The sequence below is a fragment of the Kitasatospora sp. NPDC024654 genome (assembly GCF_055559155.1).
The window spans coordinates 17,181-31,784 of the sequence record NZ_JBVHLF010000033.1; the positions used below are offsets into that span (position 1 = coordinate 17,181).

Consider the following 14,604-nt stretch of genomic DNA (forward strand, 5'->3'; position numbering starts at 1 on the left):
TTCAGTTCAGGTAGCGCTGCGCCACTTCGGACAGGCTGCAGGCCGCGCCCTCGACCGGGGCCGGGGTGGGCCCACCGCCGCCGCACAGTCGTGCGGCCTCGGCGGCCAGTTCCGCCACGGCGACGGGCTCGGTGCCCCGGGGGCGGGGAACGGTACCCGCGCCTGTGAGATCGCGGATGAGGGCGCGCAGGGCCTGGCAACGAGTGGCGAGGGAGCGACGGATGGACGTGGGCATGAACGACTCACCGGATCGGGACGGGTGATGGCAGCGCATCCCGGACCTCGGAGGCTGCAGGGTGACGGGGACTGAGCAGGACGACCAGGCCGTTCGCGTGCGGTGCCGGACGCGTGGCCTGGTGCCAGCCGAGCCGCTGGTAGAAGTCCAGCGGGCCGCCGACTGCGGCAGTGGTGAGCAGCCAGCACCGCTCGCCGGGCGCATCGGCACTGACGGCTTCCAGCAGGGTGGTGCCAAGGCCTTGACCGGTGTGGTCGGGGTGGACCGCGAGCTCGTCTGTCTCCCGGGTCCCGCACAACCAGGACCGGGTGCGGTGGTGGCCGAGTTCGCCGCTCGCGTAGGGATAACAGCGGTCGGCGGGGAACGGGTCCGGGGTGGTCCAGGCGGTGGCGAAGCCGACCATGCGGCCGTCCCCGTCGTGGGCCACGGCCGCAGTGAAACCCGGCCTGCGCGCGTCGTGGAGAAGGCGGACGAGGAGTCGTCGGCCTTGCTGGCCGGTTCGTTCCACGGTGGCCGGGCGAAGGCGGCCGCGTGCACCGCGCGGATCTCCCGGGCGCGGCAGAGCAGCGCGGCCGGCTTCAGCCTCCCCACGTCGAGGGTGGTCACGCGACGCGCACCGACGGGGTGGCGAGCGGGGTCAGCGCTGCGTACTCCAGGGGTGCGGACGGGTCGATCGACAGGTCCAGTGGGGCGGGGGCGGCGCCGGAGCGGACCAGCAGGTCCCCGATGGCGGCGATCATGGCCCCGTTGTCGGTGCACAGCCGCAGCGGCGGCACCCGCAAGGTGATGCCGGCCGCGGCGCAGCGCTGCTCGGTGAGGGCGCGGATGCGGGAGTTGGCGGCGACGCCGCCGACCACGACCAGGGTGTCGATGCCGTGGTCGGTGCAGGCGCGCACGGCCTTGCGGGTGAGGGTGTCGGCGATGGCCTCCTGGAGGCCTGCGGCCGCATCGGGGACGTGCGGCTCGGTGCCGGCTGCGCGCTGGGCCTCGACCCAGCGGGCGGCGGCGGTCTTCAGGCCGGAGAAGGAGAACGCGTAGGGGGGATCGCTGGGTCCGCTCAGCGGACGGGGCAGGCGAACCGCTCGTGGGTCGCCGTCCCGGGCGGCCCGGTCGATGGCCGGTCCGCCCGGGTAGGGCAGATTAAGGATCCGGGCGACCTTGTCGAAGCACTCACCGGCCGCGTCGTCCAGGGTGTCGCCAAGGTGGACGATCACGTCGCGGGCCAGGTCACGGACCAGCAGCAGCGAGGTGTGCCCGCCGGAGACGATCAGCACGATGCACGGGTCGGGCAGCGGCCCGCCCTCCAGCGTAGCGGCGGCAACGTGTCCGGCCAGGTGGTGCACCCCGTAGAGCGGGACGCCGAGGGAGAACGCGTAGCCCTTGGCGGCGGCCACTCCGACCTGCAGGGCGCCCGATAGCCCTGGACCGGTGGTCACCGCGACGGCGCCGATGTCGGCCAAGGTGAGTCCGGCTTGGTCCAGGGCCTCGCGGACCACCGGTGCCATCGCGTGGACGTGCGCCCGGGCAGCGATCTCCGGCACCACTCCGCCGAAGCGGGCGTGCTCGTCCATGCTGGACGCCACCGCCTGACCGAGCAGCACGCCGTCGCGTACCAGCCCGGCCCCGGTCTCGTCACAAGACGATTCGATCCCCAGCACCACCGGTGATCCCGGCACCGACCCACCTCGCTTCTGCTTAGATATTGCAGTTGCACATATTGTGCAGTAGGACATGGGTGCGTGCGCGGCGCCCGTCCGGTCCGACTCGAAGCGCTCGCAGCCCCCGGACCGGCGGGATGACCCCGGGGCCGGGATGGAGCCGGGCGGCGACGGTCGACTCAGTCATGGGGTGCCAGCTCCGCCGGTTACAGCCGTGACGTGGTCACCGCGCGCGAGAAGGCGCGCGGCCCCCGGTCCCTGGTGGTGATCAGGGGCCGGGGGCCGCGAAGCCGGCGAGCGCGGTCAGGCTGTGGTGTCCTCGCCGGGGCGGATGTTGGCGGACCACTTCTCCTCGATGCGGCCGACCTTCCAGACCACCAGGGCGATGATCCAGGTGGCGAAGAAGAGGCCGACGATGACGAAGCCGAGCATGTTGATGTCGATGCCCTGGACCCAGTCCCAGAAGGCACCCTGCCAGTTGAGCTGCTGCGCGAGCAGGCCGAGCAGCTCGACGGTGCCGATGATGAAGGCGACGGCCACGGACAGGCCGGTGATGGTGAGGTTGTAGTAGACCTTGCGGACCGGCTTGGAGAACGCCCACCCGTAGGCGAAGTTCATGAACGACCCGTCGATGGTGTCCAGCAGGCTCATCCCGGCCGCGAAGAGGACGGGCAGGCAGAGGATGGCGTACCAGGGCAGGCCGGAGGCCGCACCGGTGCCGGCCAGCACCAGCAGGGCGACCTCGGTGGCGGTGTCGAAGCCGAGGCCGAACAGGACACCGACCGGGTACATCTGCCACGGCTTGGTGATGGACTTCATGACCCGGCCCAGCAGCCGGTTCATGAAACCGCGGTTGTTCAACTGTTCCTCCAGGGCGGCCTCGTCGAAGTGGCCGGAGCGCATCTCGCGGAAGACCTTCCAGATGCCCACCAGGATGACGATGTTGATGGCGGCGATGATGTAGAGGAACGTGCCGGAGACGGTGGTGCCGATCAGCCCGGTGACGTCGTGCAGCTGGGAGTTGTCGTCCTGCACCGGGCCGGCCAGGGACTTCACGCCGAGCGCGAGCAGGAAGGCCAGCCCGAAGACGATGGTGGAGTGGCCCAGGGAGAACCAGAAGCCGACCGACAGCGGCCGCTTGCCCTCGTGCATCAGCTTGCGGGTGGTGTTGTCGATCGCGGCGATGTGGTCGGCGTCGAAGGCGTGGCGCATGCCCAGGGTGTAGGCGGTGACACCGATGCCGATGCCGAAGCTCTTGGCGCCCAGGCTCAGGTGCTGCGGGGCGACGATCGCCACCAGGGTGAACCAGCCGACGACGTGCAGGGCGATGATGAACCCGGCCATCCCGGCCAGGTTGGTCCACTCCCGGCGGGTCATGGAGGCCGCGGCGCGGCGCCAGCCGCCTCTGCCGGGCTCCGGGGCGGGGGCTATGGGCGCGGTGGTCATGGGCGTCCTTCTTCCTCTACTCACGGTGACGACCGCACAACCTAGACGCCTTGAACTAGCAGTTGCAACATACTGGCAATAACGAGTGCGCGTCGCCGGGGGCGCACCGGGAGCGCGGGAGGCGCGGTGGACGGCGTTCGGGTGGGGAGCGAGCGGCTTGCCGGGAGGGATGCGGCCTTCGCGGTGGAGAGGTGCCGGGAGAGGCTGCGGGAGCACGGGGCGCGCTGCACCGCCCCCAGGATCCAGGTGATGGGAGTGCTGGCCGACCATGCGGGCCATCTGAGCGTGGGGGAGATCCACCGCCTGCTGGTCGAGGCCGGCGGCAAGCTGAATATCTCCACCGTCTACCGCACGGTGGAGAAGCTGACGGGGCTCGGCATCGTGCACGCGGTGCCCGGGCGAAGCGGGGAAGCCAGTTACGGCCTGGCGGGCGACCACCACCATGCGGTGTGCAGCCGCTGCGGCGCGATCGAGGAGATCCCCGGGTCCCAGGCGGCGCAGGTCCTGGCGGCGGCCGTGAAGGCCACGGTCTACCGCGTGGAGTCCCTGGTCTTCAGCGGGCTGTGCCCCACCTGCCGGCTGGTCTGACTGCCGTCCACCATGAGACCGGATCTGGTGCGGGGTCGGCCTGCGTCCCGGCGGGCGCCGGTTGGGAAGACGATCGTCAGGAAGGGAGGCGCGCCCGCAGGGGGAGTGCTTCCGATTGGCTGACGGGCCGACCCCGCGTCAGACATGCTGTAGCACTACTGTGGCTATTGCAAGCCATGCGCAATAGTGTGTTTGCCGGCACGATCATCCACGCCTGAAAGGGGCCGTGTCCTGATGGGCACCTACACGCTTCCCGACCTGCCGTACGACTACTCCGCACTCGAGCGCGCCATGTCGGCGGAGATCCTGGAGCTGCACCACTCCAAGCACCACCAGGCCTACGTCAATGGTGCCAACCTGACCCTGGAGCAGTTGGCCGAGGCCCGGGACAAGGACCAGCTCGGCGGCCTGGTCGGCCTGCAGAAGACGCTGGCCTTCAACCTCTCCGGCCACGTCCTGCACTCGCTCTTCTGGCAGAACCTCTCCCCGGAGGGCGGCGACCGCCCCGACGGCGCCCTCGGCGACGCCATCACCGAGCACTTCGGCTCCTTCGACGCCTTCAAGAAGCAGCTCACCACCGCCACCACCGGCGTCCAGGGCTCCGGCTGGGGCATCCTCTCCTGGGAACCGCTCGGCAAGCGCCTGATCGTCGAGCAGGTCTACGACCACCACGGCAACGTCGGCCAGGGCACCACCCCGCTGCTCGCCTTCGACGCCTGGGAGCACGCCTACTACCTGCAGTACAAGAACGTCCGCCCCGACTACGTCACCCGCCTGTGGGACGTCGTCAACTGGCAGGACGTCGCCACCCGCTTCGCGGCAGCCAAGAACGCCTGACCCGGCGCGGCTGTGGCGAGCCGAGCCTCCCCGCGAAGGCTCGCCGCAGTCACCGGCAGCACCAGGCCCCACGTGCAACTGCCGCCCCGCCGCTACGCGTCAGACGAGGTCGCCTGGCTGCCGCCGGCGGGATGTCGCCCCGTCTATCGGCCGACGCGATGCGGGCGCGCATCGACCCCACGTCAGCGTGGTTGTGGGCGGACGGTTGGGCGAGATGAACTGCGGAGTTCCTGGCTGACTGCCGATCTCGCGGTACCGGCCCCACCTGAATGTCGGAACGCGGCACTGTGACAACAGACTGGGCCTGGAAAACGATCGGGTCAGCAGGCGGTCGGCTGGCCAGGACCACCGGCATGCGCGGCACGGGGCATCTATCTTCGAAAGAGCCTCACAGCCGGTCCGTTCCGCTGCAGCTTGTCACAGCCCGGGATCGGCGTTTCCAGCGGCGTGCCGAGCTTCAGAGTTGCTACCGGGCCTCGAGGCACCTATGTACGCGTGGAGCGCGTGGCCGCTGCTACCAAGCGCCGTCCTCCAAACCGAGGCTGGGCGGGCCGCCTGGCGGCGTACGCAGCTCGGCCACCGTCGCGCCCCCTCCGGACGATTTCAAGTCTGTGCTCGTGGTTGGAGTACGAGTTGAAGGCGTCGAACCGTCCGTGGGCATCGGGCGGGGAGTCGAAGCGCGCGGGATGACGGGCCAGGTACTTGCTGGTCTTGAACTGGGGCCTCGCTGCCAGGGGTTGTCGTCGGAGGCCCTGGGGCGCGCGTGACTCCTGGTGACGCCGAGACCGATCAGCGACCGGGAGACTTTCCTGCAGGTCATCGAGGTGCCCCGATCGGTGTGCGCGCACTCGGGGTGCTGCCGTTGCGCGCGATGTTCTCGCGGATCAACTCCTCTGCCTGCTCGGCTGTTTCGGTCAGCTCGATGGTGTGGCCGACGATATAGCGGCTGAGGATGTCGATGCCGAACGGGGCGTGGCACGTCAGGCGCTGGCGGACCCTCCGTCGCCCGCTGCGGCCCGAACTGGCTGACGTCAGTGGCCGAGGCGGTCCTCACCCTGGAGCCGCATCACTGAAAACGCTCAGTGGGCTCGCCCCAGTTGACGCGTTCCACAGCATGCGGTGGGAACGACACCCGAGACCCGTCTCCCTGGACGACGTGCACCCATCCGCGGTCGTCGATGCGGATACTGCCCTCGACCGACTCGCTGAGCGCAACACCGGGACTGACGTAGCCCGCCCCGTGGGCCAGATGCACTGTGCCGGGGCCCTCAAGGTCCGCCATGACCCGATTGTTCAAGCCCAAGCCAAGGCCCGCCACCCGAGGTCCGTACACTTCGCCGTCAGAGGTGGCCGCCCGGCACGATGCCCGGATTCCCCTTGGGATCCGGGCACCCACAGCCTATGGACACGGCCTGCGTGGCCACCTCGCCCTGGGGTCGAACCGGGTGTAGCGTCGATGACAGCAGTCGTGGTTCCGAAGTCGTTCGCCCGCGGTGGTAGCCGCGGGCGTTTTCGCTGTCCAGCGCATACCCTCTCCGGACCTTGGCGATCACCTCCGCGCGGGCCCGCAATCGTGCCGGCCCGGCAACCGCCCCGAACAGGAGACAGGCAATGGCTACCGGAACCGTGAAGTGGTTCAACGCCGAGAAGGGCTTCGGCTTCATCGAGCAGGACGGCGGCGGCGCTGACGTGTTCGCCCACTACTCGAACATCGACGCGCAGGGCTTCCGCGAACTGCAGGAAGGCCAGAAGGTGTCGTTCGATGTCGTGCAGGGTCAGAAGGGCCCGCAGGCCGAGCACATCCGGCCTGTCTGACCTTCAGCGCACAGGCGGGTGCCCTGCACGGAACCGTGTGCGGGGCACCTTGTCGTGCGGCCGCCCCAGGCTCGACCTACCGGGGCATCTGTGGGCAGGCCGGCGTCGCCGTACTCCGATTGCAGTAGCCCGGCGCGCGGTCAGGCGCCGTTCGGTGGATCCTCCGGCCAGACCTCGAAGGCGCCCGTCGGCCCGACCGGTGGGCCGGCTCTGAAACGGGTGCGGATCAACGCCGCGACCTTCGCCACCGCGCCGGGATGCCCTCCCAGCTCCACCTTCACCGAGCCCGTGCCCCGCCCCGCGCGGGCAAGCTGCTTGGCTGCGCCCGGGACTGGTGCCGAGGTGTCGATCTGCCACCGTGTGCGGGTCGTCTCAGTCGACGGGGAGACGTAGTCTCTGGCCGTTCCAGGTCCCGGGACGGAGGTCAGCCTGAACGACTGGGCAACTGTGTCGGCAACCAGCTGGGCCACTGGCAGGGGGCCCGCGATTGACATGTGTACGATCGCGCTCATGCCATCACCCTGTGCTATGACGGGGAATCCTGCACCTGGGGCGGTGTTGGCTCAGGGGTCATCGACGGCTTTGTCGGCCCTGATCATGGTTACCCGCGGCCGGCGCCGGTAGCGGCTGATGGGACTGCACCTCGGGGCCAGGGGCTGTCAGCGGCGCTGCCCCAGGGCGTGCCTCAATCCGGCCCGGGCGGCTCTCGCGCCGGCCGCTGCTGCGACGGCGCATCGCGGCCCACGCCCCCCGCCGCGGCGGCTACGACCCCGAAGGTGGCAGCCGCTCGCATGGCCCAGTGCGCGTACGTGTCGTCTATGGTGTGCCTCTTTGATGGCGACTCAGCGGCCGTCGGGCTCGGCCGCCGAGTTCGATCCGGGTTCCAGGATCTCGTCCAGCGCGCACCGGACCACCAGGTGTGCCGCTGCAAGAAACAGTGGGGGCAGTCCCCCCTCGACGCTGCCGTCGTTGGCCATTGTGTCGAACCGCCGGTGTTCGCTTTCGGCCCAGTCCCGGGCCTTGCGAATCCGTTCGAGTAGCTCCATCGCGTTGACGGCAGTCATGGCCGGAACGTAACACTGGGCTTCCGGGGGCCGGTCGAGGCTGCCCATTCCCGCTGGGTCGGCTCACCTTTGTGGACCAACGCATGTGCGTCTGCACCGGACTCCCGGGACCCTCCGGACGCCGACATGCGGCGCTACTGAGCTACTACGAGTGAGTACCTACAGGTCGTCGGTGGTCAGGTCGGTACGGATCCTGACGGCCCGTGGCCTATGGCGGTAGCGACCAAATTCGGTCGAGCTCGCCTGGTCCGCCTCAAGCTCCACCACCACGGACGGCTCGACGGGCAGGTACGGGATCGGATCCGCGCCAGGCAGCCCGCCGACATTCCCGGGCAGCTCCTGCGCGGGCCCGGCCGGGCGCAGCAGCGGTGCGATCTCCGCCCGGAGCGCGGGCCCGATCGGCAGTGTGACACCGACCGGACGCAGCCAGCCGTGGGTATCGGGCCGGGCGACGACAAGGGCCTGGTGCGCCGGTGCGCAGCGGGTCACGCCGACGATGGCCGCGTCGACCGTATGGCGCTGCCGCCATTTCACCCAGCCGCTCGCCCGGCCCGATCTGTACGCCGAGTCGAGCTTCTTCGCGACCGCGCCCTCAATTCCGCCGCCGAGCGCGCCGGGCCACGAGTAGGCGAGCTGCCGGTCACCGCTGCTGGGCAGAGCCCGGATCTGCGGCGGGCCGCCGTCGAGGACACGCAGCAGCTCGGCTCTGCGCTCGGAGTAGGGCCTGCCTCGCCAGTCGATGCCGCTGGTCGCCAGCAGGTCGAACGCGGCGAAATGGGCGGTCCAGTCCTCGCCGGCCCGCGGCCCGCGGCTACTGCGGGTCTGGAGCCGGGAGAACGCGATCTCGCCGTCAGCGTCGAGTGCGACCAGTTCGCCGTCGAGGACGGCCTCGGGTAGGCGTTGCGTCGCGGCGGCCACGTCCAAGAACGCCATGGTCAGCTCGGTGCTCTGCCTCGACCACAGCCGGCCCGCGCCCGTGTGGGCGATGCAGCGCCACCCGTCGATTTTCGGCTCGAACGCCCAGCCCGGCCCGATGGGCAGCTCGGTCACCGGCGCGGAGAGCGCCACCTCCACGGGCAGCTGGAACGGGATCACATTGCCGTCCTATCAGCCGGGCCCAGGGCGCACCACTGGGCGTCGATCGATCTACGGGGGCCAGCCTCCGTGGCCCTCCGGTCGCCCCTGACCATCCGGCTCCCAGACATCGACGACGATCCGCGCGGGCCGGCTCGGTCCTTCGTAGTGCTCGGTGAGCTCCCGGACTACACTGGTGTCTACGCCGTAGGTCTACGAACTTTATGGCCACCGGTGCTCACACACAGCGAGAGAAGGTGCCGACATGGTCCATCCCCCAGTCGGCCCGACCGTCGAGGACAGCCGTCCGCCGCCGAGCGCGAGGCTCAGCCGGGAACGGATGCTGGCCTGCGCGCTGGAGATCATCGACCGCGAGGGCATCGAGAAGCTGTCCATGCGCCGCCTGGCACGCGCGCTGGGCCATGACCCGATGAGCCTCTACCGCTACGCACCGAACAAGGCGGCCCTGCTCGACGGTGTCGCCGAAACCGTCCTCAATGAGCTCACCGTCGACCCCACCGACCCCGACTGGGCCGCCCAACTACGCGACGTCGCCCGCCACTACCGCCGACTCGCCCTGGCCCACCCCAACGTCGTACCGCTCCTGGTCACCCGCCCACTGGCCACCCCACTCGCCCTACGCCCCCGCGGCACCCTGCGCCCACTCGAAGCCATCCTCACCCTGCTCACCCGAGCCGGCTTCACCGGCGCCGACGCCCTGCACATCTACCGCGCCCTGTTCGGACTGCTCCACGGCCACGTGGTCAACGAACTGCAGGAACTCGTCGACAACCCCGACGAGACCGACGACCTGCTGCGCCTGGGCCTGCACCGGCTGCCGATCGGCGAATTCCCCCTCCTGCGCGGCCTCGCCACCGTCCTCGCCTCCTACGACGGCGCCGCCGAACTCGAACGCGGCCTCGACATCCTCCTCACCGGCCTGACCACCACACCCGCGTAGCGCACACGTGCCAGACGGCGGGAGCGAACATCGTCGATCGCGATCGGAACGGATGTCGCGATCCCCAGACCGAAGACACGACAACAGGGAAGGTGCAGCATTCGCTCCGCATCGGCGGAGGACCACGTCAACGGGGGAGCAGAAACGGAGATCACCATGATCGTCCTCGGAGTCATCCTCCTCGTCATCGGATTCGTCGCCGGCATTTCCATCCTGTGGACCATCGGCATCGTCCTGGCCCTCATCGGCCTCGCCCTGTGGGTCATGGGCGCAGCCGGCCACGAGGTCGCCGGCCGCCGCCACTACTGGTAGACATCGGCCATCGACGCCCCCAAGGTTTCACAACAACGCCGTCCACACCCAGGCCGATGCTCGGCGCTCCGCGTGCCGCGCGTCGGCCTGGGTGCGGGGCGCTCGTCAACGTGGCGTGATGGCAAGAGCAGCCCTGAATCCAACTGGCTGGGCCGGGCCCGGACGCCCCGACTGCCGACCGTGCACCGCAGGGCTACGTGCGCGACGCTGGATTCATGGCAAAGCAGCGTTGGGCGACGGCCACCGTCTACAGTCGCAAAGGCGAGGTCTCCGGCCCCGACAGCGCCGTCTCGCATCTGACCGGCCAGGTCCGCGTCACCGGCCGATGGGTGCGACTGCGGCCGGGCGACGGTTCGGAGGAAACCTGGATCTCCGTCGCATCCGTCCAACGCATCGTCTGGCAATCCGAAACCGCTCCCTGAAAAGGCGTCCCCACCCGCTACGGGCTCGATCACCACAAGGCGCGGCACCGCGCAGGGCCGGTGATGAGGGCTGCCCGCGTCCATCAGCCGGGGAGACCGTGCTCGATATGTCGTGGGCGCACGTGCGGGAAGACGAGTCGGGATTGTCTTCCTCAGGATCGGGCAGCCGCTCACCGTGCCCATGAGAGAACCGTTGAGGAGCCAGGGCCGATCGCGCCCCGGGCGCGGCGGACAGCCCGCAGCCGGCAGGACGCCGCCGCGCTCGTGGTTCGCTGCCGGGTTCGGTCTGGGTCTGGGTGGGGTGCTGGCTTATCTGCTGGTGCGGGAGGTGCTGCGGATCAGTGAGGTCCTGATCCTGACCTTGTTGGCGTTGTTCATCGCCATCAGCCTCGAATCGGTCATCTCCTGGCTGATTCGCAGAGGACTGCGGCGCGGGTGGGCCGTGGTCACCGTGGTGGTCCTCCTGCTCGCTCTGGTCGCCGGCTTCGTGGCGCTCATCGTTCCGCCGGTGACCGAGGAGGCCGGCGCGCTGGCCCGGGCGGTGCCGGGTTGGCTGCAGCAGTTGCATGACCACCAGTCCACCCTCGGACGGCTGGAGGACCGGTTCCACCTGATTGAGCGGGTGAAGCGCCTGGTCAGCGGCGGCAGCGCCACGGCCGTGCTGAACGGGGCGCTGGGCGCGGGGCGGCTGCTGCTGACCACCCTCACCGCCGTGGCCCTGGTGTGCGTACTCACCGTGTACTTCCTCGCCGGACTGCCCGCGATCAAGAGCTTCGGCCACCGCTTCGTGCCGCGCAGTCGTCGTCGGCGTGTGACCGCGCTGGTCGACGAGGTGCTGACGAGCACCGGACGCTTCATGCTCGCCAATCTCGCCACCTCGGGGATCGCGGGCCTCGCCACCTTCGTATGGCTGGAAGCCTGGGGAGTTCCCTACCCGGTGGTGCTCGGCCTCTTCGTAGCCCTGATGGATCTGATACCGGTCGTGGGATCCACCATCGGTGGCATCGTGGTGTCCCTGGTGGCGCTGTCGGTGTCGTTTCCGGTGGCCCTTGCCACTGCGGCGTTCTACGTGGGCTTCCGGATCGCCGAGGATTACCTGATCATGCCGCGGGCGATGAAGTACGCCGTCGCGGTCCACCCGCTGGTCACCATCCTGGCCGTGGTGGTCGGCGGTGCGCTGCTGGGAATCGTCGGCGCGCTGGTGGCGGTGCCTACGGCGGCCGCGGTCGGCCTGGTCCTCGACGAGGTGGTGTTCCCGTGGATCGAGCGGTGCTGAGCAACTCGATCGACTCGGCGACCCCACGCAGCACGGCCGGCCCGCACCAACGTCCGCGTCGCCGTCGCCGTCTGCCAGAGGCACAAGGGGTCTCGTGGCATGGGGTGGATCGACGTACCCGCCCTCCTGACAACGCGGCTCTGCTCGTCGCTCAGCTCAGACGTCACGAGGCGCCGCCCGTCCGCGGGCCTCACGCGCAGGCGCTCCGGGCGACCCGCGGCCCTCAGCACGCCGACCACCCGGCCATGAACCGCTTCCACTCCCGCGTCACCTCCGCATCGCCGTCGGCAACAGTGCTGCGAGCATGCCACCGGCGCGGCAGCCCGTGCGAGACCGCGCACTCGCGCCGCCAGCACGGACACGGGCCGGAAACCGGTGTGGCCGACGATGCCGTCGCACCCATGCACACACCGGCGGAGAAGCGCACGATGGAGGAGACACGTCCGGCCCGGTGTACGGCACAGAACCCCTGGAGGACCCGATGTCTCCCCAACAGCTGGCCGAGCCGTTGCCCTCCTACCTCAACGATCACCTCACCGGGGCTTTCGGCGGCGCGGCACTCGCCCGCCGCATGGCCGACACGCACCCCGACGGCCGCCGTAGCGCCGAGCTGCGCCGCCTGGCCGACGACGTGGCCCAGGACCGCGACGAGTTGATACGCGTCATGCAGCGCCTGGGTGTGCCCGTGCGCCACTGGCGGACCTGGCTCGGCGTCGCGGGTGAGCGCGCCGCGCGGCTCAAGCCCAACGGCACGCTGTTCCATCGCTCCCCGCTCAGCGACCTGCTCGAGCTGGAGGCGATGCGGACCGGGGTGGAGGGCAAAGCGGCTCTGTGGCGGGCACTGCGCGCCATCGCCGCCGACGAGCCACGGCTGGACCCGCAGGCCCTTGAGCGCCTCGCGGAACGAGCCCGCGACCAGGCCCATCTGCTGAACGGCTGGCACCAGGCGGTCAGCGCCGACGTCCTCGGTCACCACGACGGCCCGACCCGCTCCCCCGGGACGACGAACCACCAGTGACGGCGACCCCGGACAACGGTGGCGCTCCCACATCAAGCCGCGCGCGATGCTTGCCCGCTGGCTGCACGCGCCGTGGGCCCGACGGTGATGGAAGGCTTCGGCATCCACACCTTCCGTCTGGTCAGTGCCTCAAGCCGCAGGACACCGACCTTCTCCTCGACGCCGGCTACCTCCCCGACACCGACACGGTCACCGCCCTCGTCCCACGAGCACTCGAGGTCCTGACCTGGGCACGCACACTGCCCTGGCGTCACGTCACCCACCCCGACCCGCCGGTCCCCGCCCGCGTGTGAGCCGCACCGGCCAACCCGCGCTGCACCAGCGGCCGCCACTGGCGCGTCGTGCGAGCCGTCGGCACGGCAGGCGTCGACACCCTCCGGCTGTGCCGCCAACTCACCCGGGCCGATGTCGGGCGCGACAGTCACACCGACCTGTCCTGGGGAGACGATGAAATCCGTATCCGAGCCGTTGGTCTCGCGGACGGTCCCGGCGGCCCCAGCCAGCGGCGCGCCTGGGAGACCTCCCACCACCTCGCCGCCGTCACCCGATCCATCGCCGAGCGGGGCAGGCCCTGACCGTGCTGCCGGCACCACAGGGGCCGGCGACAACGCGGCCATGGCCGCGCTGCTCAGCCGCGGACCTGTTGGCGTTCGGCAAGTGTGGTGGTGAGTTCGACCGTGGACAGGTACCACCAGAAGATCCAGTCGACGAACGCCGGGTCGTAGTCCTCCTGTTGGGAGGCGTCGCGGTGACGGATCTCGAACTTGTCGGCGATCTGGAACAGTGCGCCGTCGTCGGGCTTGCCGAGTTCGGAGCGGATCAGGTCACGTCGCTCCTCGAGGATGCCCGCCAGGGCGATGACTGCGGAGCGCTTCTCCTCGACGGACGCGCCGCGACCACGGTAGAGGGCGATGGCGTGCGCGGTGCGCTGACTGATGTCAGGGTCGGTGACGGTCAGTGCCCGGTGGACGAGGTCGGCTCGGGCGTCGTCCGAGCGGCTTCCGCGTCACCCGGTACACCAATGAGACGACCGTCCGGACAGGGTTCCATCAGGCCGTCGCAACGCGCCAGGCCCACTCTGAGCAGCAACGATGAGTTTCCGAACAGTACAGGGGAGCTCGGGAAGAGCTCGGGAGGGTCCAGGGAGTCCGAGATCAGAGTATTAGATGTGATTATACGTCTTTATTTCAGAGTCTTTTTCTCGACCTCATATCTACCTATCTTATTCGTGGACACATCACTTCGGTGTGATGCCAGCCGTTCGGGAGGGAAATCCATGTTTGCCATGCGCGCCTGTGCCATCGCCGCCACCTCTGTCCTGCTCGCCGGTGCCGGCGCCACGGCCTCGGCGCAGACCGTCAGCCGCTTCGACGATGGCAGCTTCGAGTACCCGAGGGCGACAGCCGGCAGCTTCGCTGAACTGTCCGCAGGGCAGGCCATCGGACCGTGGCAGGTCACCGCGGGGACCGTCGACCTGATCGGCGCCGGCTTCTGGCAGGCGGCGGAAGGAGACCAGTCCGTCGACCTCAACGGCGCCGATCCCGGCGCGGTGGCCCAGACCTTCACCACCGTCCCGGGCGCGACCTACACCGTCACCTACGCCCTGGCCGGCAACCCCGCGGGTGCCCCGACCCTCAAGACCGGTCAGGCCCTCATCGACGGGCAGGACTTCCAGGACTTCTCCTTCGACGTCACCGGCAAGACGTTCACGAACATGGGATACGTCAACCGGCAGTTCACCTTCCAGGCCACCAACTCCGCGACCACCATCGCCTTCGCCAGCACGACGCCGAACAGCCCGTACGGGCCGGTCGTCGACGACGTCCGGATCGAGCGCTGCGCGCCCTGCCCGACCTGCGGCAACGGCTGACAGACTCGGCACGCGGGCTGGGCGGGAT

16 protein-coding genes and 2 pseudogenes are annotated in these 14,604 nt (G+C 69.8%); 11 read left to right on the forward strand and 7 right to left on the reverse strand.

Annotation, left to right across the window (positions count from 1 at the left end; all coding sequences use genetic code 11):
- Position 1: 1 nt before the first annotated feature.
- The 4 genes from ACZ38L_RS20370 to nicT form a co-directional block, all read right to left on the reverse strand.
- A complete protein-coding gene (locus tag ACZ38L_RS20370; RefSeq protein ID WP_465695244.1) occupies positions 2-235 on the reverse strand; it encodes a hypothetical protein in 234 nt (77 codons plus the stop codon).
- A gap of 7 nt (positions 236-242) precedes the next feature.
- Positions 243-662 carry a GNAT family N-acetyltransferase gene (locus ACZ38L_RS20375; protein WP_465695247.1) on the reverse strand — a complete coding sequence of 140 codons (420 nt, stop codon included), beginning with the start codon at positions 660-662 and terminating at the stop codon, positions 243-245.
- A gap of 175 nt (positions 663-837) precedes the next feature.
- Positions 838-1,896, reverse strand: coding sequence for a tRNA (adenosine(37)-N6)-threonylcarbamoyltransferase complex transferase subunit TsaD (tsaD, locus tag ACZ38L_RS20380; protein ID WP_465695415.1), 1,059 nt, complete (start codon positions 1,894-1,896; stop codon positions 838-840).
- 300 nt (positions 1,897-2,196) lie between these two features.
- The gene (gene nicT, locus ACZ38L_RS20385) at positions 2,197-3,270 is read right to left on the reverse strand and encodes a Nickel transporter NicT (RefSeq protein WP_465695418.1); all 1,074 of its coding nucleotides are present in this window, start codon (positions 3,268-3,270) and stop codon (positions 2,197-2,199) included.
- Between the two features lie 252 nt (positions 3,271-3,522).
- Between nicT and ACZ38L_RS20390 the strand changes: the two genes are divergently transcribed.
- The 4 genes from ACZ38L_RS20390 to ACZ38L_RS20405 all read left to right on the forward strand — a co-directional run bounded on the left by ACZ38L_RS20390 (position 3,523) and on the right by ACZ38L_RS20405 (position 6,579).
- Positions 3,523-3,927, forward strand: a complete 405-nt coding sequence (locus ACZ38L_RS20390) for a Fur family transcriptional regulator (protein ID WP_465695421.1) — start codon at positions 3,523-3,525, stop codon at positions 3,925-3,927.
- 234 nt (positions 3,928-4,161) lie between these two features.
- Positions 4,162-4,764 (forward strand): superoxide dismutase, encoded by a 603-nt coding sequence (locus tag ACZ38L_RS20395; RefSeq protein WP_465695249.1) that lies wholly within the window; start codon positions 4,162-4,164, stop codon positions 4,762-4,764.
- A 369-nt stretch (positions 4,765-5,133) separates the two neighbouring features.
- A complete protein-coding gene (locus tag ACZ38L_RS20400) occupies positions 5,134-5,454 on the forward strand; it encodes a DUF4236 domain-containing protein (RefSeq protein WP_465695425.1) in 321 nt (106 codons plus the stop codon).
- 921 nt (positions 5,455-6,375) lie between these two features.
- Positions 6,376-6,579 (forward strand): cold-shock protein, encoded by a 204-nt coding sequence (locus ACZ38L_RS20405; protein ID WP_465695251.1) that lies wholly within the window; start codon positions 6,376-6,378, stop codon positions 6,577-6,579.
- Between the two features lie 842 nt (positions 6,580-7,421).
- Here the strand turns inward: ACZ38L_RS20405 and ACZ38L_RS20410 are convergent.
- Both ACZ38L_RS20410 and ACZ38L_RS20415 read right to left on the reverse strand, forming a co-directional pair.
- On the reverse strand, positions 7,422-7,643 hold the full coding sequence (locus ACZ38L_RS20410; protein ID WP_465695255.1) for a hypothetical protein: 222 nt from the start codon (positions 7,641-7,643) through the stop codon (positions 7,422-7,424).
- Positions 7,644-7,802: 159 nt separating this feature from the next.
- Positions 7,803-8,738, reverse strand: a complete 936-nt coding sequence (locus tag ACZ38L_RS20415; RefSeq protein WP_465695258.1) for an ATP-dependent DNA ligase — start codon at positions 8,736-8,738, stop codon at positions 7,803-7,805.
- A gap of 244 nt (positions 8,739-8,982) precedes the next feature.
- Here ACZ38L_RS20415 and ACZ38L_RS20420 point away from each other — a divergent pair, with 244 nt between their 5' ends.
- The 6 genes and pseudogenes from ACZ38L_RS20420 to ACZ38L_RS20445 all read left to right on the forward strand — a co-directional run.
- A complete protein-coding gene (locus ACZ38L_RS20420; RefSeq protein ID WP_465695261.1) occupies positions 8,983-9,678 on the forward strand; it encodes a TetR/AcrR family transcriptional regulator in 696 nt (231 codons plus the stop codon).
- Positions 9,679-9,834: 156 nt separating this feature from the next.
- The gene (locus ACZ38L_RS20425) at positions 9,835-9,990 is read left to right on the forward strand and encodes a DUF6131 family protein (RefSeq protein ID WP_465695265.1); all 156 of its coding nucleotides are present in this window, start codon (positions 9,835-9,837) and stop codon (positions 9,988-9,990) included.
- Positions 9,991-10,205: 215 nt separating this feature from the next.
- On the forward strand, positions 10,206-10,412 hold the full coding sequence (locus ACZ38L_RS20430) for a hypothetical protein (protein WP_465695270.1): 207 nt from the start codon (positions 10,206-10,208) through the stop codon (positions 10,410-10,412).
- Positions 10,413-10,713: 301 nt separating this feature from the next.
- Positions 10,714-11,688, forward strand: coding sequence for an AI-2E family transporter (locus ACZ38L_RS20435; protein WP_465695274.1), 975 nt, complete (start codon positions 10,714-10,716; stop codon positions 11,686-11,688).
- A 481-nt stretch (positions 11,689-12,169) separates the two neighbouring features.
- On the forward strand, positions 12,170-12,706 hold the full coding sequence (locus tag ACZ38L_RS20440; RefSeq protein WP_465695278.1) for a hypothetical protein: 537 nt from the start codon (positions 12,170-12,172) through the stop codon (positions 12,704-12,706).
- 329 nt (positions 12,707-13,035) lie between these two features.
- Positions 13,036-13,281: pseudogene (locus ACZ38L_RS20445) on the forward strand (beta family protein); the annotation flags it as partial.
- A gap of 53 nt (positions 13,282-13,334) precedes the next feature.
- Here the strand turns inward: ACZ38L_RS20445 and ACZ38L_RS20450 are convergent.
- Positions 13,335-13,700 (reverse strand): annotated as a pseudogene (locus tag ACZ38L_RS20450) (hypothetical protein); the annotation flags it as partial.
- 282 nt (positions 13,701-13,982) lie between these two features.
- On the opposite strand from ACZ38L_RS20450, the gene ACZ38L_RS20455 reads away from it, so the two are divergent.
- A complete protein-coding gene (locus ACZ38L_RS20455; RefSeq protein ID WP_465695281.1) occupies positions 13,983-14,576 on the forward strand; it encodes a choice-of-anchor C family protein in 594 nt (197 codons plus the stop codon).
- The last annotated feature ends 28 nt before the right edge of the window (positions 14,577-14,604 follow it).